The organism is Acidocella sp., assembly GCF_050253495.1.
Lineage (GTDB): Bacteria > Pseudomonadota > Alphaproteobacteria > Acetobacterales > Acetobacteraceae > Acidocella.
On the sequence record NZ_JBFWIX010000001.1, the window covers coordinates 287,086 to 311,216 of the forward strand.

The 24,131-nt window shown below is 64.3% G+C and carries 26 protein-coding genes and 1 tRNA gene; 14 read left to right on the plus strand and 13 right to left on the minus strand.

All coding sequences use genetic code 11. The annotated features are described in order from the left end of the window. On the plus strand, nucleotides 1–720 hold the full coding sequence (locus AB7D48_RS01330; protein ID WP_427975404.1) for a precorrin-2 C(20)-methyltransferase: 720 nt from the start codon (nucleotides 1–3) through the stop codon (nucleotides 718–720). Next, on the plus strand, nucleotides 717–1,451 hold the full coding sequence (gene cobJ, locus AB7D48_RS01335) for a precorrin-3B C(17)-methyltransferase (protein ID WP_427975406.1): 735 nt from the start codon (nucleotides 717–719) through the stop codon (nucleotides 1,449–1,451). The genes AB7D48_RS01330 and cobJ overlap by 4 nt, the downstream gene beginning before the upstream one ends. On the opposite strand, the gene AB7D48_RS01340 is transcribed toward cobJ, so the two are convergent. Continuing rightward, complete coding sequence (locus AB7D48_RS01340; protein ID WP_427975408.1) at nucleotides 1,427–2,188, minus strand: cobalt-precorrin-6A reductase; 762 nt, start codon at nucleotides 2,186–2,188, stop codon at nucleotides 1,427–1,429. The genes cobJ and AB7D48_RS01340 overlap by 25 nt on opposite strands. A 41-nt stretch (nucleotides 2,189–2,229) precedes the next feature. Here AB7D48_RS01340 and cbiE point away from each other — a divergent pair, with 41 nt between their 5' ends. Genes cbiE through cobF form a run of 5 tightly spaced genes read left to right on the plus strand, consistent with a single transcriptional unit; the run spans nucleotide 2,230 to nucleotide 6,596 of the window. Beyond that, nucleotides 2,230–3,417, plus strand: coding sequence for a precorrin-6y C5,15-methyltransferase (decarboxylating) subunit CbiE (cbiE, locus tag AB7D48_RS01345; protein WP_427975410.1), 1,188 nt, complete (start codon nucleotides 2,230–2,232; stop codon nucleotides 3,415–3,417). Next, nucleotides 3,399–3,770: a cobalamin biosynthesis protein gene (locus tag AB7D48_RS01350; protein ID WP_427975412.1), complete on the plus strand. Its 372-nt coding sequence runs from the start codon at nucleotides 3,399–3,401 to the stop codon at nucleotides 3,768–3,770. Before cbiE ends, AB7D48_RS01350 begins: the two co-directional genes overlap by 19 nt. Next, a complete protein-coding gene (gene cobM / locus AB7D48_RS01355; protein WP_427975414.1) occupies nucleotides 3,767–4,543 on the plus strand; it encodes a precorrin-4 C(11)-methyltransferase in 777 nt (258 codons plus the stop codon). Before AB7D48_RS01350 ends, cobM begins: the two co-directional genes overlap by 4 nt. Further along, a complete protein-coding gene (locus AB7D48_RS01360) occupies nucleotides 4,540–5,841 on the plus strand; it encodes a cobyrinate a,c-diamide synthase (protein WP_427975415.1) in 1,302 nt (433 codons plus the stop codon). Before cobM ends, AB7D48_RS01360 begins: the two co-directional genes overlap by 4 nt. Beyond that, nucleotides 5,838–6,596, plus strand: coding sequence for a precorrin-6A synthase (deacetylating) (cobF, locus tag AB7D48_RS01365; RefSeq protein ID WP_427975417.1), 759 nt, complete (start codon nucleotides 5,838–5,840; stop codon nucleotides 6,594–6,596). The genes AB7D48_RS01360 and cobF overlap by 4 nt, the downstream gene beginning before the upstream one ends. Before the next feature lie 99 nt (nucleotides 6,597–6,695). On the opposite strand, the gene AB7D48_RS01370 is transcribed toward cobF, so the two are convergent. From AB7D48_RS01370 to AB7D48_RS01410, 9 genes are all read right to left on the minus strand, one after another. Then, entirely contained in the window at nucleotides 6,696–7,568 is an 873-nt protein-coding gene (locus AB7D48_RS01370) for an EamA family transporter (protein WP_427975418.1), read from the minus strand. Between the two features lie 96 nt (nucleotides 7,569–7,664). Next, nucleotides 7,665–8,795 (minus strand): dATP pyrophosphohydrolase, encoded by a 1,131-nt coding sequence (locus AB7D48_RS01375; RefSeq protein ID WP_427975419.1) that lies wholly within the window; start codon nucleotides 8,793–8,795, stop codon nucleotides 7,665–7,667. Beyond that, the gene (locus AB7D48_RS01380; protein ID WP_427975420.1) at nucleotides 8,795–9,580 is read right to left on the minus strand and encodes a sterol desaturase family protein; all 786 of its coding nucleotides are present in this window, start codon (nucleotides 9,578–9,580) and stop codon (nucleotides 8,795–8,797) included. Before AB7D48_RS01380 ends, AB7D48_RS01375 begins: the two co-directional genes overlap by 1 nt. Nucleotides 9,581–9,839: 259 nt before the next feature. Further along, a complete protein-coding gene (locus AB7D48_RS01385) occupies nucleotides 9,840–10,910 on the minus strand; it encodes a DMT family transporter (protein WP_427975422.1) in 1,071 nt (356 codons plus the stop codon). A gap of 120 nt (nucleotides 10,911–11,030) precedes the next feature. Beyond that, nucleotides 11,031–12,062, minus strand: coding sequence for a phosphatase PAP2 family protein (locus AB7D48_RS01390; protein ID WP_427975423.1), 1,032 nt, complete (start codon nucleotides 12,060–12,062; stop codon nucleotides 11,031–11,033). 143 nt (nucleotides 12,063–12,205) lie between these two features. Further along, entirely contained in the window at nucleotides 12,206–13,801 is a 1,596-nt protein-coding gene (locus AB7D48_RS01395; protein ID WP_427975425.1) for an isocitrate lyase, read from the minus strand. A gap of 158 nt (nucleotides 13,802–13,959) precedes the next feature. Next, nucleotides 13,960–14,523: a molybdenum cofactor guanylyltransferase MobA gene (mobA, locus tag AB7D48_RS01400; protein WP_427975427.1), complete on the minus strand. Its 564-nt coding sequence runs from the start codon at nucleotides 14,521–14,523 to the stop codon at nucleotides 13,960–13,962. A gap of 15 nt (nucleotides 14,524–14,538) precedes the next feature. Then, nucleotides 14,539–14,614, minus strand: a tRNA-His gene (locus AB7D48_RS01405). Between the two features lie 27 nt (nucleotides 14,615–14,641). Beyond that, nucleotides 14,642–15,832, minus strand: coding sequence for an aminotransferase (locus tag AB7D48_RS01410; protein WP_427975428.1), 1,191 nt, complete (start codon nucleotides 15,830–15,832; stop codon nucleotides 14,642–14,644). A gap of 293 nt (nucleotides 15,833–16,125) precedes the next feature. On the opposite strand from AB7D48_RS01410, the gene AB7D48_RS01415 reads away from it, so the two are divergent. The 5 genes from AB7D48_RS01415 (at nucleotide 16,126) to queC (ending at nucleotide 19,854) form a co-directional block, all read left to right on the plus strand. Then, complete coding sequence (locus AB7D48_RS01415; protein ID WP_427975429.1) at nucleotides 16,126–16,464, plus strand: P-II family nitrogen regulator; 339 nt, start codon at nucleotides 16,126–16,128, stop codon at nucleotides 16,462–16,464. A 120-nt stretch (nucleotides 16,465–16,584) separates the two neighbouring features. Further along, nucleotides 16,585–18,015: a type I glutamate--ammonia ligase gene (glnA, locus tag AB7D48_RS01420; protein WP_427975430.1), complete on the plus strand. Its 1,431-nt coding sequence runs from the start codon at nucleotides 16,585–16,587 to the stop codon at nucleotides 18,013–18,015. 131 nt (nucleotides 18,016–18,146) lie between these two features. Further along, the gene (queE, locus tag AB7D48_RS01425) at nucleotides 18,147–18,782 is read left to right on the plus strand and encodes a 7-carboxy-7-deazaguanine synthase (protein WP_427975432.1); all 636 of its coding nucleotides are present in this window, start codon (nucleotides 18,147–18,149) and stop codon (nucleotides 18,780–18,782) included. Then, nucleotides 18,782–19,153, plus strand: coding sequence for a 6-pyruvoyl trahydropterin synthase family protein (locus AB7D48_RS01430; protein ID WP_427975434.1), 372 nt, complete (start codon nucleotides 18,782–18,784; stop codon nucleotides 19,151–19,153). The genes queE and AB7D48_RS01430 overlap by 1 nt, the downstream gene beginning before the upstream one ends. Next, complete coding sequence (queC, locus tag AB7D48_RS01435) at nucleotides 19,150–19,854, plus strand: 7-cyano-7-deazaguanine synthase QueC (protein WP_427975436.1); 705 nt, start codon at nucleotides 19,150–19,152, stop codon at nucleotides 19,852–19,854. Before AB7D48_RS01430 ends, queC begins: the two co-directional genes overlap by 4 nt. A 41-nt stretch (nucleotides 19,855–19,895) precedes the next feature. On the opposite strand, the gene AB7D48_RS01440 is transcribed toward queC, so the two are convergent. The 3 genes from AB7D48_RS01440 to AB7D48_RS01450 form a co-directional block, all read right to left on the minus strand. Next, nucleotides 19,896–20,690 carry a hypothetical protein gene (locus AB7D48_RS01440; RefSeq protein ID WP_427975438.1) on the minus strand — a complete coding sequence of 265 codons (795 nt, stop codon included), beginning with the start codon at nucleotides 20,688–20,690 and terminating at the stop codon, nucleotides 19,896–19,898. A gap of 87 nt (nucleotides 20,691–20,777) precedes the next feature. Further along, nucleotides 20,778–21,356 carry a hypothetical protein gene (locus tag AB7D48_RS01445; protein ID WP_427975439.1) on the minus strand — a complete coding sequence of 193 codons (579 nt, stop codon included), beginning with the start codon at nucleotides 21,354–21,356 and terminating at the stop codon, nucleotides 20,778–20,780. Nucleotides 21,357–21,552: 196 nt separating this feature from the next. After that, nucleotides 21,553–21,879 (minus strand): hypothetical protein, encoded by a 327-nt coding sequence (locus tag AB7D48_RS01450; RefSeq protein WP_427975441.1) that lies wholly within the window; start codon nucleotides 21,877–21,879, stop codon nucleotides 21,553–21,555. 197 nt (nucleotides 21,880–22,076) lie between these two features. On the opposite strand from AB7D48_RS01450, the gene rimP reads away from it, so the two are divergent. Both rimP and nusA read left to right on the plus strand, forming a co-directional pair. Further along, a complete protein-coding gene (gene rimP / locus AB7D48_RS01455) occupies nucleotides 22,077–22,601 on the plus strand; it encodes a ribosome maturation factor RimP (RefSeq protein ID WP_427975443.1) in 525 nt (174 codons plus the stop codon). 8 nt (nucleotides 22,602–22,609) lie between these two features. Then, the gene (gene nusA / locus AB7D48_RS01460; protein ID WP_427975445.1) at nucleotides 22,610–24,127 is read left to right on the plus strand and encodes a transcription termination factor NusA; all 1,518 of its coding nucleotides are present in this window, start codon (nucleotides 22,610–22,612) and stop codon (nucleotides 24,125–24,127) included. Nucleotides 24,128–24,131 lie beyond the last annotated feature (4 nt).

Here is a 24,131-nt window from a genome sequence, read left to right on the forward strand (position 1 = left end):
ATGGGGCGGATTATCTGTGCCGGGCTGGGGCCGGGCGACCCGGAGCTGATGAGCCTGCGCGCCGCGCGGGCGGTGCGAGAAGCACGGCATGTGGCCTATTTCCGCAAGGCCGGACGGCGGGGGCAGGCCAGGCGGATCGTGGAGGGCATGCTGCACCCGGCTTGCGTGGAATATGCGATGGAATATCCCGTGACCACGGAACTGCCGGCCGACAGCGCTGAATATATTTCCGCGCTGAACGGGTTTTACGATGAGTGGGCGGCGCGGCTGAAGGCCCTGGCCGCGACCGAGGAGGTGGTGGTGCTGTGCGAGGGGGACCCGTTTTTCTACGGCTCGTTCATGCATCTGCATGTGCGCCTGCAAGGCCTGGTGGAGATGGAGGTGGTGCCGGGGATTACCGGCATGTCCGGCTGCTGGACGGCCACGGGCAAACCCATCACCTGGGGAAACGATATTCTGACCATTCTGCCGGGCACGCTGCCGGAGGATGAGCTGGCCAGGCGGATGCGCGAGAGCGATGCCTTCGTGGTGATGAAGACCGGGCGGAATCTGCCGAAGATCAAGCGCGCCCTGGCGAAGGCCGGGCGGCTGGAGCAGGCGATGCTGGTGGCCCACGGCACCACCCGCCAGGAGAGAGTTGCGCGCGTGACGGAGATCGCGGACGGCGACTGCCCCTATTTCGCGGTGGTGATGGCGCATGGCGGGGCCGGGCGGGCATGAGTGGCTGGCTGGCCATTGCCGGGCTGGGGCCGGGGGATGCGGCGCTGATCACGCCCGAGGTGAGCGCCGCGCTGGCCACCGCCACCGATGTGCTGGGCTATGCGCCCTATGTGGCGCGGGTGGCCGCACGGGAGGGGCTGAGCCTGCATGGCTCGGACAACCGGGAAGAGCTGGACCGCGCCCGCCATGCGCTGCGGCTGGCGGCGCGAGGGCGGCGGGCGGTGATTGTGTCCTCCGGCGACCCTGGCGTGTTCGCCATGGCGGCGGCTGTGTTCGAGGTGCTGGAAGAGCAGCCGGAATGGCTGGCGCTGGAGGTCCGGGTGCTGCCGGGGATCACCGCCATGCTGGCCGCGGCGGCGAAGGCGGGCGCGCCGCTGGGGCATGATTTCTGCGCGATCAATCTCTCCGACAATCTGAAGCCCTGGGCGGTGATCGAAAAACGGTTGCGGCTGGCGGCAAAAGCGGATTTCGCGATGGCGTTTTACAATCCGCGCTCCAGGGCCAGGCCGGATGGGTTCGCGAGGGTGCTGGATGTGCTGCGCGAAGAATGCGGGCCGGAGCGGCTGGTGATGTTCGCCCGGGCGGTGAGCACGAAGGATGAGCGGATGACCGCCGTGACGCTGGCCGAGGCGGTGCCGGAGATGGCGGATATGCGGACCGTCGTGCTGGTGGGAAACAGCCAGACCAGGGCAGCGGGACGGTTTATTTACACACCGCGCGCGGCGCCATGATGCAGCCAGCGCAACACCTCCTCCGGCGTGGCGGCGATCGGGCGGGCGGGCAAGGCCGGGCGGTCGATGAGGAACACGGGCAAATGCAGGGCACGGGCGGCGTCCAGCTTGGCGCGCGCGCCGTCTCCGCCCGCGTTCTTGGCAATGACGAGGGTGATGCGGTGCCGGCGCAGCAAGGCGCGGTCGCTCTCCAGGCTGAAGGGGCCGCGATCCAGCACATGCGCCGCATTGGGAAAGGGCAAGGGGGCGGTGGGCGCGTCGACCAGGCGGAGCAGGTAGAAAGGCTCTGGGCGGTGGGCGAAGACATCGAGATTTTGCTTGCCGATGGCGAGGAAGATGCGTTCGGGCTTTTCGGGCAAGGCGGCGGCGGCGTGTTCCAGGCTGGGAAAATTTCGCCAATGATCGCCAGGGCCGGGCGCCCAGGCGGGACGTTCGAGGGCGATGAGGGCGGTTGCGGTTTCAGCGCAGGCGGAGATGGCGTTGCGGCTGATTTGCGCGGCGAAAGGGTGCGTGGCGTCGATGAGATGGGTGATGGCGTTTGCACGCAGATACGCCGCCAGACCGGAGACGCCGCCAAAGCCGCCGATGCGGGTGGGCAAAGGCTGTGCCACCGGGGTTTGCGTGCGGCCCGCATAGGAGAAGATGGCGTCGATCCCGGCGGCGGCCAGGGCGCGCGCCATGCGGCTGGCTTCCGTGGTGCCGCCGAGCAACAGCACGCAAGGCGGTTGGGTTTGCATGTCTGGCGTTGTGGCGCGGCACGGGCGCGGGAGGCAAGGGCGTGACGCGCTGGCTGACGATCATCGGCATTGGCGAGGATGGGCTGGCGGGGCTTTCAGACGAGGCGAAGACGACCCTGGCGGAGGCTGAATTCATATTTGGCGGGGCGCGGCATCTGGCGCTGGCGCGGGTGGGCGCGCGCGGGCGGGCCTGGCCGGTGCCGTTTGACGTGGCGCCCTTGCTGGCCCGCAAGCCAGCACGGGTGGTGGCGCTGTGCTCGGGCGATCCGTTCTGGTTCGGGGCGGGGAGCGTGCTGGCCGAGGCGCTGGACGCGGCGGAATGGACGGCCCTGCCCTCGCCATCCAGCGTCTCCCTGGCCGCCGCGCGGCTGGGCTGGCGGCTGGAGCAGGTGGTGTGTTTGGGGCTGCATGCCGCGCCCTTCGCGCGGGCCAGGCGGCATCTGACCCACGGGGCGCGATTGATCTGCCTGCTGCGCGGGGCGGAGAGCGTGGCGCCGTTCGCGGCCTGGCTGGAGGCGATGGGGTTTGGCGCCTCGCGGCTTTGGCGGCTGGAGGCGCTGGGCGGCGCGCGCGAGCGGGTGCTGGCGGGGAGCGTGGCGGAATTCGCGAAGCTGGAGGAAGGCGCCGCGCCGGTGGCCGTGGCTGTGGAAGTGGCCGGGGCCTTGGGCCTGCCGCGCGCGCCGGGCCTGCCGGATGCGTTGTTCGCGCATGACGGGCAGATCACCAAACGGGCGGTGCGGGCGCTGACGGTCTCGGCATTGGGACCAAGGCCGGGCGAGCATCTCTGGGATATCGGGCTGGGGGCTGGCTCTGTTTCCATCGAGTGGCTGCTGGCAAGCGGCACCGGCCGGGCGAGCGGGGTTGAGGCGGAGGCGGCACGGGCGACACGGGCGCGAGACAATGCCGAGGCGTTTGGGGTGGAGGAGCGGTTTCATATTCTGCAAACGCGCGCGCCGGAAGGATTGGAGAGGCTGGACAGGCCGGATGCGATCTTCATCGGCGGCGGGGCCAGCCCGGCGGTACTGGAGCGGCTTTGGACCCTGGCCCCCGCCGGCACGCGGCTGGTGGCGAATGGGGTGACGCTGGAAAGCGAGGCGCTGTTCACGCATTGGGCGGCGCGGAAGGGCGGGGCGCTGCTGCGTCTGGAGATGGCCGAGGCGGCGCCGCTGGGGCGGATGCGCGGCTGGGTGCCGGCACGGCCGGTCATGCAATGGAGCGTGGTGCTGTGAGGGTGGCCGGGTTCGGGTTTCGCAACGGGGCGGGGGTGGAGTCACTGCGCGCGGCCCTGGCGGGAGCCAAGGTGGATGCCCTGGCCACGGCGGCGGACAAGGCGGCGTTTCCGGCCTTGCGGGAACTGGCGGCGGCGCTGGGGGTGGAGATTATCCCGGTGCCCATGGAAGAATTGACCTGGGTGGAAACATTGACGCAATCCGCGCGGGCCCTGGCGCGCTACGGGACAGGGAGCTTGGCCGAAGCCGCGGCTTTGTGCGCGGCGGGGCCGGGCGCCAGGCTGGTGGGGGCGCGCGGGGCCTCGCCCGACAGAATGGCCATGGTGGCGATTGCGGAAAGGAGCGGGGCATGACGGTGCATTTTATTGGCGCGGGACCGGGCGCGGCGGATCTTCTGACACTGCGCGGGCGGGATCTGATCGCCGCCTCGCCCGTGTGCCTGTATGCGGGCTCGCTGGTACCCGAGGGGGTGCTGGCGCATTGCCCGGCGGGGGCAAAAATCGTGAATACGGCGCCGCTGTCCCTGGATGAGATCATCGCCGAGATGATGGCGGCGAACGCACAAGGGCTGGATGTGGCGCGGCTGCATTCGGGGGATCTTTCCGTATGGTCCGCGATGGGAGAGCAGTTGCGGCGGCTGCGGGCGCTGGGCATCGGTTATGACGTGACGCCGGGCGTGCCCTCTTTCGCCGCCGCCGCCGCGCGCCTCGGGGCGGAGCTGACGCTTCCCGGCGTGGCGCAATCCTTGGTGCTGACGAGATTGGGCGGGCGCGCCTCGCCCATGCCGGAAGGGGAAAGCCTGGCCGCCTTCGCGGCAACGGGGGCGACATTGGCGCTGCATCTTTCCATTCATCGGCTGGCGGAGGTGGTGGCGGAACTCACGCCGTTTTATGGCGCGGACTGCCCGGTGGCGGTGATCTGGCGGGCCTCCTGGCCAGATGAGCTTGTGCTGCGCGGCACGCTGGAGACCATCGAGACGATGATGACGCCGGCGATTGACCGCACGGCGCTGATTCTGGTGGGGCGGGTGCTGGGGGCGGAAGAGTTCGAGCGCTCACGGCTTTATGCGGCGGATTACGACCGGCGCTACCGGCCCAGCGGCGCCAGCCCGCGTTTTCCCGCATGAAGGGATTGCTGGTGGCGGCCCCGGCCTCGGGAGCGGGGAAAACGACGGTGACGCTGGGGCTGGCGCGCGCCTGGACCAGACGGGGCGTGGCAGTGCGGCCGTTTAAATCCGGACCGGATTATATCGACCCGGCTTTTCTGGCGGCGGCGGCGCGGCGGAGCTGCTTCAATCTGGATAGCTGGGCGATGGGGCGGGCGGAGATCACGGCGCTGGTGGGGCACGGCCAGGGCGAGCTGGCGCTGGCGGAGGGCTCCATGGGATTGTTCGACGGCGTGGCGAAACAGGGCGCCACTGGCAGCGGCGCCTCGGCGGACATCGCGGCGCTGATGGGCTGGCCCGTGCTGCTGGTGCTGGATGTGCGCGGCCAGGCGCAAAGCGCGGCGGCGGTGGCCGCGGGCATGGCGAAGTTCCGCGCCGGCGTGGAGATTGCCGGGGTGGTGCTCAACCGGGTGGCGAGCGCCCGGCATGAGGCGCTATTGCGGGCAGGCATGGCAGAGGCGGGCCTGCCGGTGTTTGGCGCGTTGCCCAGGCAGGAGAGCGTGACCGTGCCGGAGCGGCATCTGGGACTGGTGCAGGCGGCGGAATTGCCCAGGCTGGAGGCGTTGTTGGAGAACGCGGCCGATCTGGCCAGCCGGTATTGCGACATTGAGGGGCTGCGCGCGGTGGCGGCGGGGCGCACGCTGGCGGCCACGATGGAGCATGCCAGACCGCCGGGACAGAGAATCGCGCTGGCGAAGGATGAAGCTTTTTCCTTCCTCTATCCGCATCTGCTCGCGGGCTGGCGCGCGGCGGGGGCGGAGATTTTGCCCTTCTCGCCGCTGGCGGATGAAGCGCCCGCGGGCGATGCGGACATATGCTGGCTGCCGGGGGGATACCCGGAACTACATGCCGGACGGCTGGCGGCGTCTCGAAACTTTCTGACGGGGCTTCGGGATTTTGCAAAGCTCAAGCCGGTGCATGGGGAATGCGGCGGCTATATGGTGCTGGGCGAAAGGCTGGTGGACGCGGCGGGCGCTGGCCATGAGATGGCGGGGTTGCTGCGGCTCAGCACATCTTTTGCGAAGCGCAGGATGCATCTGGGCTATCGGCGGGCCAGGCTGCTGGCCCCCATGCCAGGACATGAAGCCGCAAGCGTGCTGGCGGGACATGAATTTCATTATGCCACCATCCTGGAACAACGAGATACGCCCCTGGCCGAGGTATGGGATGCGGAAGGCCGTTTGGTGGCGGAGACGGGGTCGCGGCGCGCAAGCGTGACGGGGAGTTTTTTTCATCTGATCTCAGCGAGGCTGCCATGACGGCGCGGCTTTGCCTGATCGGGATGGGTACGGGGAATCCCGAGCATCTGACATTGGAAGCCGTGACGGCGATCAAAACGGCGGATGTGATCCTGATCCCCCGCAAGGGGGAGGACAAGGCGGAGCTGGCGGAGCTGCGGCAACGCATCTGCGCGGATATTCTGGGCGACGACACCGCAAGGCTGGTGGAGTTCGATGTGCCGGCGCGCGATACCGCCAACCCGGATTATCACGCCGGGGTGGAGGAATGGCACGACGCCATCGCCTCTTGCTGGAAACAAATTCTGGACCGGGACATGCCGCGCGGCGGCGTGGCGGCATTGCTGGTATGGGGCGATCCCTCGCTCTATGACAGCACCTTGCGGATCGCGGCGAGGCTGGAGCTGCCCGTGCGGGTGGTGCCTGGAATCACTTCGATCCAGGCGCTGACGGCGGCGCATGCAATGGTGCTGAACGAGATCGGCGCGCCGTTTCTGGTGACCACGGGACGGCGACTGCGCGAGGAAGGCTGGCCTCAAGGGGTGGAGACGCTGGTGGTGATGCTGGATGGCGGCTGCGCCTTCCAGACCCTGCCCCCGGAAGGCGTGGAGATTTGGTGGGGGGCGTATCTTGGCATGCGCGAGCAGATGGTTTTCGCCGGCCCATTGGCGGTGACGGGGCCTGAGATCGTGCAAGCGCGCGCGCAAGCGCGCGCGGCGCGGGGGTGGCTCATGGATATTTATATCCTGCGCCGTCCCCATGCTTCCGGAGACTGACCGCCCCGTCAACGCAGATATTTTTATCTCGCCAGAGTGGCGGCTCGGTAAACTTCACCGATCAGAGGACAGCACCTGATCGGGCCAAGGTTCATCCGCCTAGATTTCGAACTGTTCCGGCGGAGGCGGCCGTTTCACGCTCATCGCGCTGCCGGCGGAGGCGCTCATGATGCAGAGCATCGCCAGCCATTGCAGCCAGCTTAGACGTTCGCCCAGCACCGCGAACCCCGCGAGGGCGGCAATGGCGGGCGCGCCGCTGAGCAGGATTGAAAAAGCGCGCGAGGATAGACGCTTCATCGCCTCCATCTCTAGCGAATACGGCACAACGCTGGAAAGCAGCGCCACCGCCAGCGCAAGGCCCAGCACCCAGGGCCGCAGGGCGGCAAGATGCAGGGCGGACAAACCGGCCGGAAGCACCAGCAAGGCCGCCACCACCATGCCCCAACTCACCGCATCCGCCCCCAACACGCCGGAAACACGCTTACCGAAGACGATGTAAAGCGCCCAGCAGGCGGCCGCCGCGCAGGCGAACGCGACACCGAGAGGGTTCAACGGGGCCGAAACATGCAAGGGCAACAGCAGCAGCAACCCCACGACCAGCACGACCAGCCAAAGAAAATCCCGCGGGCGGCGTGAGGTCAGCAACACGATGAAAAGCGGGCCGGTGACCTCGATCCCCACGGCGATGCCAATGGGAATCCGCGCGAAAGCCTGGTAGATGGACAGGTTCATCAACCCCAGCATGGCGCCGTAAACCAGCAGGGCCGGGCGGGCGGAAGCGGGCGGCACACGGCGCCAGGGGCGGTGCAGAAAAGCCAGCAGGCAGGCGGCCAGCACCACGCGCAACACGGTAACACCGACCGGGCTGACGGCAATAAACAAGGATTTGGCACAAGCCGCGCCGAGATTGACCGAAATCTGCGAGGCCAGCACGGCTCCCACCCCCAATGGCAGGGGGCCTGGCTGTTTCATGCGGGCATCATCCGGCTTCGCGCATCGATCCGAAAGACAGGCCCCGGCCAGCGAGGATCCCGCGAACGGGCCAGCCAGACATGCCCTGAGGCCGTTTTATAAATCGGCTTCGAAGACGCGGTAGGTCTTGTAGGGCTTGGCGTCCAGGCTTTCGATCATCCGGCGCATTGGCATATTGTCTTCGAGAATCCATGACAGCTCGATATGGGTGTAGCCCATCTTCACCCCTTCCCGGCGGACCATGTCGATCATCAGATAGGGCATCAGGCTCCCGATCATGTCCTTGGCGGCGGAACGGCGCACGCCCATCAGCGGCACGCGCGCGGTTTTCACGCCTGAGACTTTCAGCCGCCAAAGCAGCTTGGCCCAGCCGAAAGGCAGGATCTTGCCGTCGAGCCCCTCGATCGCCTCGTTCAGATTGGGCAGGGCGATCATGAAGGCCACCGGCTCGCCGTCGCGCTCCACCAGGCTGGTCATGCGCGGGTCGAGCAGAGGCTTCAGCGATTTGGCGAGATAATCCGTCTCGGCCTCGGTCAGCGGCACGAAGCCCCAGTTCCGCGACCAGGCATCGTTGAAGATGGAGGTGACGTTCTTGATCTCCTCCTTGATGCGCTTCATGTCGAGCCGACGGACAGTCAGGCCCGGCGGCAAGGGGCGGGCGAGCAGGCGGCGCACGCTGTCGGGCAGCTCCACGCGCATATCGTAAAGATACGCGATGACATCCTTGGCCTTACGCATGCCCAGCGCCTCGAGCTGCTGGGCGACATAAGGCAGGTCATGCGGCATCAGCAGCATGGGCGGCGTGCCGAACCCGTCGATCAGCGCGCCGGTTTCCTCGTTGATGTTCAGGTTGAACGGGCCCAGCACGCGCTTCATGCCCCGGGCGCGCAGCCAGTTGGCGGCGGTTTCCAGCAGGAGCAGGAAAATATCGGGATCGTTCTCGGCGGCCAGCATGCCGAACATGCCCGGCTCATCGGGCCGCAGGGACTGGGCCAGCGTGTCGATCTGCGCGGAGATACGGCCGACATCGCGCCCATCGCGCACCGCCAGCCAGAACTGCGCTTGCGCATGACCGAAGAGAGGGTTCTTCGGACCGAGCGCTTCCTCACGCTCCATATGCAGGGGCGCGATATAGGCGGGATCGTCCTTATGCAGACGCTCAGGCAGCAGGATGAAACGCTTGAGGAGTTTCTTGTCCGTGACAGGGACGATCTGGATATTGCTCATCAATGGGCCTGCCTTGCTTGATCTTCCATCGCCGTGGGGGGCTTGTCGCGCGGGGGGGCGCCGGTGAGATCCATCACCCAGGGGTAACGTTTCGCCTCCTCCATGTCATAGCCGAGATTGAACACGCTCGGGCTTTTCGGGCAATCGCGCGAATGGGGAATGTAGGAATGAAAGAACCGGTCCGGCAGGAAGGAGACGATGCCGTAATTCACGTTCTCATTCTGGAAATGATGCAGCAGATGGTCGCGCTTGAGCGCCTGCACGAAACGGTTGCGCGGCTTGTAGTTCAGATGCTGGATGCAATGGAAAAACTCATACACACAGGTGGTGATCAACGCCACGCAGAAGCCGGCGGCGGCCCCCGTCCAGCCCGCCAGGGCGTAGCCGACGGGCGCGGTGATGATCAACATGGTGGGAACGGTGTTCAGCGGCGAGCCGAACAGCACCTCCAGCTTGTGCGGATCCTGGTGATGGTCGAAATGGATGCGTTTCCAGAGCGCGGCGCTCCAGCGCATGCGATAGAGCCAGCGGCCATGCAGGACAAAACGGTGCAGGCCATACCAGACCAGCGGGTAGATGATCAGCACCGCCAGGAAGGGCAGCGCGATCTGCGACCAGCGCCGCGCGGTGAACAACGCATAGGCGCCCGAAAGCAGGGCCAGCACAACATAAAGATTGATGGCCGGGTAGGTGAGATATGCCGCCCAGAGTTCGGGCAAGGTCATCCGCCCGAGATCGTAGGAACGGCCATGCCAGGCACGGCCCCAAACCAATTTTTTCGCCATGCCCTGTACCGCTCACGCTCCGGGAAATGATTGAAAACCTAGGAAAACAGCCGGTTTCCAGCAGTCTCCGGTGCATAGCATGGGGTGTCAGGCGCTGGCAAACAAGGACCGTTGGCAAACCAGGACGGGACGGGCCGGGCCTTCGCCCCTGCGTTTCGCCGCGCGCATGCCAGCCAAACGCCGGATCCTCGCGTGAGGGTACCCCCGACGACGAACAAACCGGCGCAAGCCGGCATGGGTGCATTTCAGGAACAGGACGCTAGCCGCGATGGACACGCGGCCAGCCCCACCCTTTCTTGCCCTTGCCCCGCATGAGCGCCAGCACGGCGTGATGGCCCCGCACGGCGATGGCGTGCGGCATCGGGGTGCCTCTTTGCCGCTCGCGCATCAGGGTCAGCAGGCCGGAGCCGATGATCAGCACCACCCCGGCCAGGGTCAGCGGGGTCACGCCGTCGTGGAACAGCAGATAGCCCAGCAGGATGGCCCACAGCATCTGGCTATATTGAATCGGGCCGACATAGGCCGCGGGAACACGGGTGGTGGCCGCCATCAGCAACAGATTGGCGAGTGCCGCCAGCAGCCCATAACCGGCCAGCAGCAGCCATTGACGGGTGTCCGGCCAGACGAAATGGGGCAGCATGACAATGCCGGGAATGACGATTCCCCCCAGCATGCCAGCCCCGAACAGGGAAATACGCTTCTCGCGCCCGCCCATGGCGCGGAAGGAAATGACGGAAACCGCCCCCCCGAACCCCGCGAACAACGCCCCCAGATGGCCGATCGATAAAGGCGTATAGCCTGGGCGCAATACCACCATCACGCCGATGAACCCTATGACGACAGCCCCCCAGCGCCAGACGCCGATTTGTTCCTTCAGGAAACATAGCGACATGACCGTCACGAAGGCGGGTTGCAGGAACATCAGCGCGAAGGCATTGGCCATTGGCAAATGCGTGAAGGCCGTCACGCTGCCAATGACCCCAAGCGCAAAGGCCACGAACCGCAGCAGCCACAGCTTGCGGTTCGCCGTGGCGAAAATATCCCGTAGCCGGTCGCCCGGCTGCAAGAGCCAGGGCAGCGCCACCAGCGCGCACAACGCGCCGAAGAAGGCCGATTCATAGGGCGGCAACGCGCCATCGATGAGCTTCACGCTGGCATCGCTGAAGGAAAAGGCGGTAAAGGCCGCGAAGGCGAACAAGATACCCTTGAGGCCTTCATCACGCCCGGCTTGGGGCAAGGAGACCGAAGGGGAAGATGCCTGCGCCATGTTCTGATGCCTCTCAGCTCCTGCGGCGGTACGGTTGAGGCTGGCGGAGGTCAGCCTCGTCACCGTCCCCGGCGCTGCTCTCTGAGAGCATCCCGCCCTACGGGCAAGATGGCAATCCCGCATGGCTGCATCGAGATCCAAGCACCCATCGCCCCCGTCCGCGCCCCGCGGTGGCCTTGGCGGCTAGTCGGCCGCGAACGATGCGGGCTTGCCCCTGGCAGCCGCCCATCGCGATTGCCCGGCGCCGAACACGCCGCCAAACGCCAAGCGCCGTTCGAGCATGACCGGCAAGATCACGGACGCCAGGATAACCGCTTGGATATAGTCCGGATGGGCCAGGGACCAAGGCGCCAGCCTGATGATCGCGCACCAAAGCAGCAGCAGGCCACCGCCCGTGCCGAACGCCACCAGCCGCGCCCTGACCGGCCGGGACGATGTGAGCGCGCGAATCAACAGCACCAGCGGCAAGGCCACGACCCAATCCAGCAGATAATGATACCCCATTCCGATCGTGATCATGAAGGTCACGGCGACATAAAGCGCGCCAAGGCACCGGTGCCAGAGCGGGGAGCGCCGAAGCGCCAGAAAACATAAAATCGTCCAGGTCGCATGCAGGGAGGGCATGGCGTTGCGGTCGGTGACACCACCATCCGCGAACAGGGTGAAGGCGTGCGGAGAGGCCAGGCTCGCCGGCAGATCGCCTGGAAAAGCCTTGCCAAAGAATGGCCCCGGCCCCACGGCGGGCAAAATGTAATATAACGCGAACCCAACCAAGGCCCCGACCGCGAATCTGACATACAGATTATCGGTTATCGACCAATCCGCATGACAAGCCTCGGAACTGGCGGCAAGGACAACCAGCAGGGTCAGGGAATCGTAAATGATCAGCAAGGTCACGAAAATGCCCGGCCAATGCAGGACCAGCCGGAACAGATTGTCCACGAGCGCGGGGCAGGCCAGCCCGGTCAATGCCTCGATCCGGTAAATCACCGGGTCGCAAACCTCCAACCGGGCATGGCTGACCCAGTATAAGGGCCCCACGACAAATTCACCGAAGGAATACAGGCCGATCGTGCCGGCAATATAAAAAACCGTGCGGCCGGCGGGTTTGTTTTGTTCAAATAATGTTCTGGCGGTGAAAAAAACAGCCACCGCGATAACGGCGAATGGCAGGCAGGAGAGAAACCTCACGATCAGCATGGCTGGTTTTCTCATAACCGCCTGGAACATATTTACGAAATAACAATAATTTGAAACCGCTTATCTTCGTATCGTGGCCATGCCCGATTCTCAGGACAGCGCATAAAAAAACGGCCCGGACAATGCCGGGCCGCCGCGAAGTTTGAAAAACGCGGTTCTTATGCCGCGAACTGGTTCATCGTGTTATGCGTGCCACCGGCCTTCAGCGCCGCATCGCCCGCGAAATATTCCTTATGGTCATCGCCGATGTCGGACCCGGCCATGTTCTGATGCTTCACGCAGGCGATGCCTTGACGGATCTCCTGACGCTGGACGTTCAGAACGTAACCCAGCATGCCGGCGGCGCCGAAATATTCCTTGGCCAAATTGTCGGTGGACAGGGCCGCGGTGTGGTAGGTCGGCAAGGTGATCAGGTGATGGAAGATCCCGGCGCGCCTCGCCGCATCCGCCTGGAAAGTACGGATCTTCTCATCGGCTTCCTGGCCAAGCGGGGTGGCGTCGTATTCGGCGCTCATCAGCCTGGCGCGATCATAGGCGGAAACATCCTTGCCCGCCTTGCTCCAGGCATCGAACACCTGCTGGCGGAAATTCAGCGTCCAGTTGAAGGACGGGGAATTGTTATAGGCCAGCTTGGCGTTGGGCCACACTTCGCGGATCTTGTCCATCATGCCGGCGATCTGCTCGACATGCGGCTTCTCGGTTTCGATCCAGAGCAGATCGGCGCCATTGTTCAGGGCGTTGATGCAATCCAGCACGCAGCGCTCCGCGCCGGTGCCGGGACGGAACTGGTACAGGTTGGAGGGCAGACGCTTCGGCTTCAGCAGCTTGCCGTTGCGGGTGATGACAACATCGCCATTGCCGACCTGGGAGGGATCGATCTCGTCGCAATCCAGGAAGGCGTTGTACTGATCGCCGATATCGCCCGGCTCGTTGGAAACGGCGATCTGCTTGGTCAGGCCAGCGCCCAGGCTGTCCGTGCGGGCGACGATGACGCCATCCTCAACCCCAAGCTCCATGAACGCATAACGCAATGCGCGGATCTTGGCGACGAAATCCTCGTGCGGGACGGTCACCTTGCCGTCCTGATGGCCGCATTGTTTTTCATCGGAGACCTGGTTTTCGATCTGCAGGGCGCAAGCGCCCGCCTCGATCATCTTCTTGGCCAGCAGATAGGTGGCTTCCGCATTGCCAAAGCCCGCATCGATGTCGGCGATGATGGGCACGACATGGGTTTCGAAATTGTCGATCTTGCCCTGGAGCTCCTTCTGCTTGGCCAGATCGCCGGCGGCGCGCGCCGCGTCCAGCTCCCGGAACAGGCCGCCCAGCTCACGCGCGTCGGCCTGACGCAGGAAGGTGTAGATCTCCTCGATCAACGCCGGCACGGAGGTTTTCTCGTGCATGGACTGGTCCGGAAGCGGACCGAACTCCGAACGCAGGGCCGCGACCATCCAGCCGGAGAGGTAGATGTAACGGCGCTTGGTGGAGCCGAAATGCTTCTTGATGGAGATCAGCTTCTGCTGCGCGATGAAGCCATGCCAGCAGCCGAGCGACTGGGTGTAGTTGGCGGGATCGGCATCGTAGGCGGCCATATCCTCACGCATGATCTTGGCGGTGTAGCGGGCTATGTCCAGCCCGGAGGTGAAGCGGTTCTGCAGCCGCATGCGGGCCACGGCCTCCGGGGAGATTCCATCCCAGGTGCCGCCCTTGGAGGCGATCAGTTCGCTCGTGCTACGAATGGTGTCTTGGTATGACATAGGACTTCTCCGCTAAACGTCCGGAAGGATTGTTACGTCATCCCAAATACACATTACCAAATTCTGAGTCAGAAAATTTTGTGAAAAAACAGGGTAAATATGTAAATATTTGCACCAAATTCGCTAGTGCAGCGTAAATGTTTTACAGCGCGACGAAATCAGCCGAAATCAGCCAGATCCTCGGGGGTATTGAGGTTGGCGAAGGGGTCGCGCGCCGCTGTAAAATTCACCGGCCTGGCACCGCATAAAGCCAGCGCGTCGCTCACCCTGTATTTGTGGTCCCGGCGCAGAAAATCCTCCAGTTCCGGCAGAAAGGAAACCGGCCAGAGCGCCGCCAAATGATGCTGCCGCCCGCCATGCAGCGCCACGGACGGGCCTGGCGAAAGCTCCTCCGCCAGGGTGAGGGGAAAAAAGGGCGTGTCCACCGGCATGGTGAGCAGCCAGCGCGCCTGTTGCGCCGCCGCCCACCGCAACCCCGCCGCCACCCCCGCCAGCGGGCCGCACGCGGCGAAGGCCGGCGCATCGGCCAGCACGGGCAGGCCATACCCGGCGAAGCGGGCGGGGTCGCCATTGGCGCTGATGGCAAGAGAAGCGGCCTGCGCACGCAAGCGGGCCAGCACATGCGCGATGAGCGGGCGGCCATGCAGAGTCACGAAGGCCTTGTCCACACCGCCCAGGCGCGTGGCCCTGCCCCCCGCCAGAATCAGCGCCGCGATGCTCATGTCAGGATAACACCCTGGGGCGAACGACGGGGATCGAACCCGCGACAACCGGTACCACAAACCGGCGCTCTACCAACTGAGCTACGTCCGCCACCCAGGGTGGGGCCACCTAGCGCGGTCACGCCAGCGCCGTCAATGGTCTTGCCGCCACCCAGCCTTCCAGACGCCGCAGGGCCTCCTCCAGAATCTCTTCGCGCTTGCAGAACGCGAAACGGACATACTGGCGCGGCGCCTCGCCCACGTAAAAGGCGGAAACCGGAATCGCCGCCACCCCAGCCCGCGCGGTGATCTCCTGGCAAAACGCCACATCGTCCCCCGCGAACCCCAAGGGCGAAACATCCGCGGTGATGAAATAGCTGCCCGCGCTGGCCAGGGTATGAAACCCAAGACGCCGCAACCCGGCATCCAACTGGTCGCGCCGCGTCTCCAGCGCGCTGGCCAGGCCCGCGAAATAATCGTCCGGCTTGGCCAGGCCGGCCGCCACGGCGCGCTGCAGGTTGGGCGCGGTGGTGAAGGTCAGATTCTGATGCGCCTTGGCCACCAGCCCCATCAGCGCGGCGGGGCCGGAAATATAACCCACCTTCCAGCCGGTGAGCGAAAAGGTCTTGCCGGCGCTGCCGATGCGCAAGCTACGCTCGGCCATGCCGGGCAGCGTGGCGAGCGGGATATGCCGGGCACCGGAAAACACCAGATGCTCATATACTTCGTCACACACCGCATACGCATCGTGCCGGCGCAACAGGTCCGCGATGAAGCCCAGCTCCTCCGGCGTGAAGACCTTGCCGGTCGGGTTCATCGGCGAGTTCAGCAGCAACGCCTTGGTTTTCGGCCCGAAGGCGGCCTCCAGCGCGGCGCGCGGCAATTCCCAATGCGGGGGTTGCAGCCGCACCAGCCTGGGCACGGCGCCCAGCAGCTTCACCACCGGCAGATAGGTGTCATAAAGCGGTTCGATCAACACCACCTCATCGCCAGGGTTGAGCAGCGCCATCAGACTGGCGGTGATCGCCTCCGTCGCGCCGGACGTCACGACGACCCCCGTGACCGGGTCGATCATCAACCCGTAAAAGCGCCCATTCGCCGCCGCCACGGCCTCGCGCAGTTCCGGCAAGCCGGTCAGGGGCGGGTACTGGTTGCGATGATCCAGCAGGGCCTCGGCCGCGATGCGCACGATGTCCGCCGGGCCTTCCGTGTCCGGGAAACCCTGGCCGAGATTGATGGCCTGGTGCCGCGCCGCGAGGGCGGACATGACCGTGAAAATGGTGGTGCCCGTGGCGGAAAGCAGGGAGTTGGCAGGTTTCACGGCGCGCATAAATCCTTAGTCGGCCGGTAGATTTTAACCGCCCAAAGGAAAGGCGGCAAGACTGCTTAAAAATTAGGCTGAAACCGCCGCCGCTTGAGCAAAGTCCCGTTTTGGATTTTGATAAAATTATCGCAACCACGGAACCGCGCGGAAAACCGTTCTGGCACGGCGCATGCAAGACGTGATTTGTCAGCCCGTTGGCTGACGCGCGCTTGCCCACCGGCTGCCCGGGGCGGGGTCACGAGTGTGCTGTCCGACGAACAAAGAGGAGGACGCGGGGCCCCGGGCCCGGCGTAAACCAGATGAAGAAGATCGAAGCGATCATCAAGCCGTTTAAGCTCGATGAGGTGAAGGAAGCCCTGCACGAGGTTGGGCTGCAGGGCATCACCGTCGTCGAGGCAAAGGGTTTCGGCCGCCAGAAGGGCCATACCGAATTGTATCGTGGCGCCGAATATGTGGTGGATTTTCTCCCCAAGGTGAAAATCGAGGTCGTCTGCGAGGACGCCGTGGTCGAACGCGCGGTCGAGGCGATCACCAATGCCGCCCGCACCGGTCGCATCGGCGACGGCAAGATCTTCATCTCCACCATCGAGGAAGCCATCCGCATCCGCACCGGCGAAAAGGGCGAAGCAGCGGTCTGATCGGGCATTGCCAAGCCGCCCGGCATGTTTAACATGCCGGGCGCTGCACGTTTGGGGCGGACGCATGGGGCGCTCCGTGGGCTTGAACGGGTACATTTTACTTAATAACGGGGAAAGAGCATGGCTAAGAAGGCCGAGGGCGGCGATGCCGTCGCCAAAGTTCTGAATATGATCAAGGAGAACGGGGTCGAGTATGTCGATCTGCGGTTCACCGATCCCAAGGGCAAGTGGCAGCACACGGCGCAGTATGTCTCCACCGTGGATGAGGACAGCCTGAAGAACGGCTTCATGTTCGACGGCTCCTCCATCGCCGGCTGGAAGGCGATCAACGAGTCCGACATGATCCTGCAGCCGGACCTGGACAGCGCGGTGCTGGACCCGTTCTCGGCCAAGCCGAGCCTGATCCTGTTCTGCGACATCATCGAGCCCGCGACCGGCCAGGGCTATGCCCGCGACCCGCGTTCCACCGCCAAGAAGGCCGAGGCCTATCTGAAATCCACCGGTATCGGCGACGCCGCCTTCCTGGGCGCCGAGGCTGAGTTCTTCGTGTTCGACAACGTGAAGTTCGGCACCGGCGGCAATTACGGCATCTATCAGCTCGACTCCATCGAAGGCCCCGGCTCCAGCCTGAAGGACTATCCGGAAGGCAATATGGGCCACCGGCCGACCGTGAAGGGTGGCTACTTCCCCGTGCCGCCCGTGGACAGCGAAAGCGACCTGCGCGCCGAAATGCTCTCCGCGATGGGTGAGATGGGCCTGCCGATCGAGAAGCATCACCATGAGGTGGCGCAGTCCCAGCATGAGCTGGGCACCAAGTTCGCCGCCCTGACCACGATGGCCGACCAGATGCAGATTTATAAGTACTGCGTCCATAATGTCGCCCATTCCTACGGCAAGACCGCGACCTTCATGCCCAAGCCGATCTATGGCGATAACGGCTCGGGCATGCACACCCATCTGTCCATCTGGAAGGCCGGCAAGCCGCTCTTCGCGGGCAATGGCTATGCGGACCTGTCCGAGACCTGCCTGTACGCCATCGGCGGCATCATCAAGCACGCCAAGGCGATCAACGCGTTCTCCAACCCGTCCACCAACTCCTATAAGCGCCTGATCCCCGGCTTCGAGGCACCGGTGCTGCTGGCCTATTCCGCCCGCAACCGCTCCGCCTCCTGCCGTATTCCCTACACCACCAGCCCGAAGGCGAAGCGCGTTGAGGTCCGGTTCCCCGATCCGACCTGCAACCCGTACCTCTCCTTCTCCGCGCTGCTGATGGCGGCGCTGGACGGCATCAAGAACAAGATCCACCCGGGCGACCCGATGGACAAGGATCTGTACGACCTGCCGCCGGAAGAGCTGAAGGACATCCCGACCGTTTGCGGCTCGCTGCGCGAGGCCCTGACCGCCCTGGAAGCCGACCATGAGTTCCTGCTCGCGGGCGACGTGTTCTCCAAGGAGCAGATCGAGAGCTATATCGAGCTGAAGTGGAAGGAAGTGTACAAATTCGAACACACCCCGCACCCGGTGGAATTCGAGATGTACTACTCCGTCTAATCGGCGGATTGCTTACGGAAACGGCGCCTGAGGGCGCCGTTTTTGTTTGTTGGGGACAAGCCGCGCGGGGCAGCCCCCGATCCACCGGCATTGCCATGGCCGGGACGGGGCTATAAGCCGCCGACGCAGCCATGGCATACAGCGTTAAGGAAATTTTCTACACCTTGCAGGGTGAGGGCCGGAATGCCGGCCGCGCCGCGGTATTTTGCCGCTTTGCCGGGTGCAACCTGTGGAGCGGCCGCGAGGCCGACCGTGAAACCGCCATTTGCCGGTTCTGCGATACGGATTTCATCGGCACGGACGGCGCGGATGGCGGGCGCTTCGCCGATGCGGCCGGGCTGGTGGGCGCCATCGAGGCCGCCTGGCCCTTTGCCAACCCGCAAGAGAAGCTGGTGGTGCTGACGGGCGGCGAGCCGCTTTTGCAACTGGACGACGCGCTGGTCGCGGCATTGCATGAAGCGGGATTTGAGATCGCGGTGGAGACCAACGGCACCATCGCGCCACCGGCGGGGATCGACTGGCTATGTGTCAGCCCCAAGGCCGGCGCGGCACTGGCGCTGGACACGGGCGATGAGTTGAAACTCGTCTTCCCGCAGGCGGGCGCGGAACCAGCGATGTTCGAGGGGCTCGGCTTCACGCATTTTCTGCTGCAACCGATGGACGGGCCGAACCAGGCCGCGAACACGCAAGCGGCGGTGGCCTTCTGCATGGCCAACCCGCGCTGGCGGCTTTCCTTGCAGACACATAAATTTCTGGGACTCCGCTGATGTACGAGCTGAGCAAGCAATTCATCTTCGATGCCGCGCATACGCTGGAGCGCAAGATCGAAACCGAATCCAGCCGCCGCATCCATGGTCATACTTATCTGGCGGAGGTGACAATCCGCGGCAGGGCCGACCCGGCCACCGGCATGGTGATGGATGTGGGGCTGCTGGGCCGAGTGCTGGAAACCACGCGCGATGCGCTGGATCATCATTTCCTGGACGAGGTGCCGGATCTCGGCCCCGCCACCATGGAAAATCTCTGCGCCTGGATCTGGCGACGCCTCGAACCCGCCTGCCCGGCTCTGTATCGTGTGACCGTCTCGCGCGCCTCCAATCAGGATCGCTGCGCCTATTTTGGACCGGAGGCCGCATGAGCCTGGACCCGAACGCCGCCCTGGTCCTGTTTTCCGGCGGGCAGGATTCCGCAACCTGCCTGGCCTGGGCGCTCTCGCGCTTCTCGCGGGTGGAAACACTGGGCTTCGATTATGGCCAGCGCCATGTGGTGGAATTGGCCGTGCGCCCTTCGCTTCTGGCCGACCTTGCCAGGCAGTTTCCGGCCTGGAGCGCGAAGCTGGGAAAGGATCATATGATCGATCTTTCCGTGCTCGGCCAGATCAGCGATACGGCCCTCACCAAGGATGCCGAGATCGCCATGCAGGAGAACGGGCTGCCCAACACCTTCGTGCCCGGACGGAACTTGCTGTTCTTCACCTTCGCCGCGGCCATCGCCTACCGGCGCGGGATCAAGCATATCGTCACCGGCGTATGCGAGACGGATTATTCCGGCTATCCGGATTGCCGGGACGATACGGTGAAGGCGCTGCAGGCGGCAATCAATCTCGGAATGGAAAGCCGCTTCGTGCTGCATACGCCGCTGATGTGGATCGACAAGGCGGCAACCTGGGCGCTGGCGCGGGAGCTGGGCGGCGAAACCCTGGTGGAGCTGATCCGCGTTGGCTCGCATAGCTGCTACCAAGGCACAAGGGAGACGTTGCATGACTGGGGCTATGGCTGCGGCGCCTGCCCGGCCTGCGAATTGCGCGCCCAGGGCTGGGAAAAATTCCGCGCCGCCTGAGGGCAAACCCGCCGTTTCAATGCGCCTGCAAATCCCGTCCTTCAGGTCAGACTTTCCGGCTTGGCGGGACGCCGTTTTTGAGTGCGGGGCGCATCGGGCGGCGGAACGGCTTGCGCGGCATCCAACCGCAACAACTGCAAAACCCTGAATCTGTCCGCGAGGCCGCCCATGAAGCCATAAACCACCAGGGCACGCAGAGGGATGACGATGGCGAAGACCAGCGCCGCCAGACAGATCGGCAACATCACCGCGAACCAGCCCCAGCGATGCAGCCGAGCCGTAACGTAAGGCGGGAACACGTAGCACAGCCAGCGGCGAGGCGGCTGGCCCATCGCCAAGGTTTTGCCGCGCTGCGCTTCAGACAGACGACCGAACATGTCCAACCCAGCCGAGCGCATCGCCTCCGCTGGCGCGCCTAAAGACGGACCGATCCGCTCCAGCGTCGCCTCCGGGTCAAACCAGGGCTCCCGGCGCAAGGCACGCAGCAGCAGCACAGCACAAATGCCTAGGGGAAGAAAAAATCCCTCAAACACCCATACGCAACCCTGATTGAGCGGCGGCTTCAAATGAAAATAGAGAAAAACATCCCACACGAGCGCACAGACATACGCCACCATGGCCGCATATGACATAACACGCATGAGCCGGATGGCCCAGATTTTACCAAATCTGGCAGGACCAATCACACCGCCCACCACGAGCAAACCCCAGATAAGCCCCGCGGAAAACAGGCCTTCAAACCATGCACTACCGATAGTGCCCGAGGACATAATGACCGGCACAAAAATTATATACATAGCTGGCGCAAAGGCCGCTAAAAACAAAAACCCCGCCAAGCCTGGTATGGCGGAAACAGGCGCGCCAGCTGAACGCTTGGTGGGAGCTTCCTGCATATGTGCCTCCTTATCGCGGCCGGATACGGGTCATGGCCAGATGAATGGATAGATATGACTGCATATCCGTCCATGGGTCGGCGCCGCGCGGCCTGAAAACCGTTTGCGGCCCGATATGCTGAAACGCCATCTCATGCGCATCGGGCATGACGGGGTAGACGGGCATCTGTGCGTGAATTCGGTTCCCAGATCGTGCCAGCCCGCCTCAATTTCGCCCCAGGCCCATCGCAGACCATGCGCGGCCTGCTTGGCGTGGGTTATAACATCGAGCTCCGCGCCAAAGGTCGCGCCTGGCGCGTTGATAGCTTCAATCGCCGCGCCGATCTTGGATGTGCGAAGTGTCTTAAGCGTATCGTCAAGTTTTGATTTCAGGTCGGTTTCGGCGCGCTTCGCGGCGTTGATCGCGCGTTGATAGCGCTGTTCCGTCGCCTGCAATGGCGGCTTAGCTCCATCAACACTGCGCTTTTGGATATAGTTGGAGAGCCGCTGTTCTGCCTTGCTTGCAATTTGCGCGCCCTTTTCCAACTCTTCGGCGGCCTCATTCCCCTCACGCAGGCCCGTCGCAACTTCTCTTATTCCTCCCGGCGGATTTACCACCATATCCGGCAAGCAAAGCAGTGGCGCGATCCATCCGCAAGCAGCAATGTAACAGCTGCTCCAGTTGCGATAAGATCCAAAGTACCGACGGTTGCAGCCCCTAGAAACACAATTGCACCGACACCCGTAAGAGCAGCCACGGCATCGAACCCAACAACAATGCCGTCCGTCTTCAAGGGATGCGCCTCGATGAACTCGTCGGCCGCCTTCACCCCTTCCTTCGTCGCCTTCCAGGCTTCCGAAAGCCGGAGGCAGCGGCATCCTCGAAACTCAGCAGCGCGCCCTTATGGGCAGGTTTGGTGGGCGGGGGCCTTACGGAGCCATGGGCATGCACGATCAGCACCGACACGTCGCCATCCTTGTCCGCGACACCCTGGCGCAAAAGCTTGGCGTCGCCGGGAGAGGCCCAGATGATCGCAGCGTCTGGATGGTTGATATGCTGCGCATAGGTAGCCAACGCAACCAGGGCTGGACCTTCGCTGCCGAAGGGCAACCAGGTGCTTACGCGTCCCGTGTCGCGATTATTGGTGCCCATCCTGCCCCTTCCCCGGCTTTCACGCTCCGGTCAAGGCTACCCGTATTATGCCTGGGCGAATAGCCGCCTTCGAAATGAAACCGCCCCCGCGCGATTTACCCTTGCCCTTTCCCGCCTCCGGGCGTACATAGCGCCAACAATTACCCGCTGTTTCACAGGGTGGCCTTAACGGGCCGCCTTTTTTGTTGGATTTGCCTTTGTCAGAAAACCGCCCGATCCATACCGGCCTTGAAGGCCGCATCGCCGACATGATCGTCGAGCCGCTGGAGGCCCAGGGCTATGAGCTGGTGCGCGTGCAGGTGATGGGCACCGAGACGCCGACCGTGCAGATCATGGCCGACCGCGCCGATGGCGGTGGCTTCACGCTGGAGGATTGCGAGAAAATCTCCCGCCTGCTCTCCGCCGTGCTGGACGTGGAAGACCCGATCGAAAGCGCCTGGACGCTGGAGGTGTCCTCCGCCGGGATCGACCGGCCGCTCACCCGCACCAAGGATTTCAACCATTACGCCGGGTTCGAGGCGCGCATCGAACTGAATTTCCCCGGCCCCGGCAACCGCAAGCGCTATACCGGCAAACTGGTGGGCGCCGATGCCGAAACCGCCAGGCTGCAACTGGAAAACGGCGAAACGGTCGAACTGCCCCGCGCCGAGATCAAGAAGGCCAAGCTCATGCTGACCGATGAGCTGATCGCCTTCACCACCCAACCCAAAGTGACAAACTAGAGGATCGCATGGACACCTCCGTCAACCGCCCGGAATTGCTGCTCGTCGCCGACGCCGTGGCACGGGAAAAGCAGATCGAACGCGAGGAAGTGCTGGAAGCGATGGAGCAGGCCATCCAGAAGGCCGGCCGCGCCAAGTACGGCCATGAAAAGGACATCCGCGCCGTCATCGACCGCAAGACCGGCGATGTCCGCCTCTCCCGCTGGACCGAGATCGTCGAGGCGGTGGAGAACGAGGAGACCCAGATCCCTGTCGCCATCGCCAAGAAATTCGCGCCCGAGAAAGAGGTGGGCGATTTTCTAGTGGACCCGCTCCCGCCGATCGATTTCGGCCGCATCGCCGCGCAGACCGCCAAGCAGGTGATCGTGCAGCGCGTGCGCGAATATGAGCGCTCCAAACAGTTCAACGAGTTCAAGGACCGTGTCGGCGAGATCATCAACGGCGTGGTCAAGCGCACCGAATACGGCAATCTGATGGTCGATCTCGGCCGGGCCGAGGCACTGCTGCGCCGCGATGAGTGCATCCCCCGCGAGAACCTGAAGAATGGCGACCGCGTGCGCGCCTATATCTACGATGTACGCGAGGAACCGCGCGGCCCGCAGATTTTTCTCTCCCGCACCCATCCCGGCTTCCTGGCCAAGCTGTTCGCGCAGGAAGTGCCCGAGATTTACGATGGCATCATCGAGATCAAGGCCGTGGCGCGCGATCCAGGCTCCCGCGCCAAGATGGCGGTGATCTCCCGCGACGCCTCCATCGACCCGGTGGGTGCCTGCGTGGGCATGCGCGGCTCGCGCGTGCAGGCGGTGGTGGCCGAGTTGCAGGGCGAGAAGATCGACATCATTCCCTGGTCCCCCAATGTCGCCACCTTCGTGGTGAACGCGCTGGCTCCGGCGGAAGTCTCCAAGGTGGTGATGGATGAGGAAGCCGGGCGCGTGGAAGTGGTGGTGCCGGACAGCCAGCTTTCCCTCGCCATCGGCCGGCGCGGCCAGAATGTGCGCCTGGCCTCGCAGCTCACCCGCTGGGACATCGACATTCTGACCGAGGCCGAGGAATCCGAACGCCGCCAGGAGGAATTCCGGCGCAAGACCGGCTTGTTCGTCGAGGCGCTGGATGTGGACGACGTGATCGCGGGGCTGCTGGTGCAGGAAGGCTTCGAGACCATCGACGATCTGGTGACCACGCCCCTGGAGGAAATCGCCACCATCGAGGGGTTCGACGAGAATGTCGCCACCGAACTCTCCCGCCGCGCCGCCACCTATCTGGAACGGCAGGCCGCCGAGCAGGAAGAGAAGCGCTTGGCGCTGGGCGTGACGGATGAGATCGCCGCCATCGAGACCTTCTCCGCCAAGGATCTGATCACGCTGGGCGAAAAGGGCGTGAAGACGCTGGACGATCTGGCCGATCTCGCCGGCGACGAGCTGGTGGAGATCCTTGGCGAGGACGTGATCAACGAGGAACAGGCCAACGAGATCATCATGGCCGCGCGGGCCCATTGGTTCGAGGAGGAGGGTGGCAACGAGGCCTGAACCC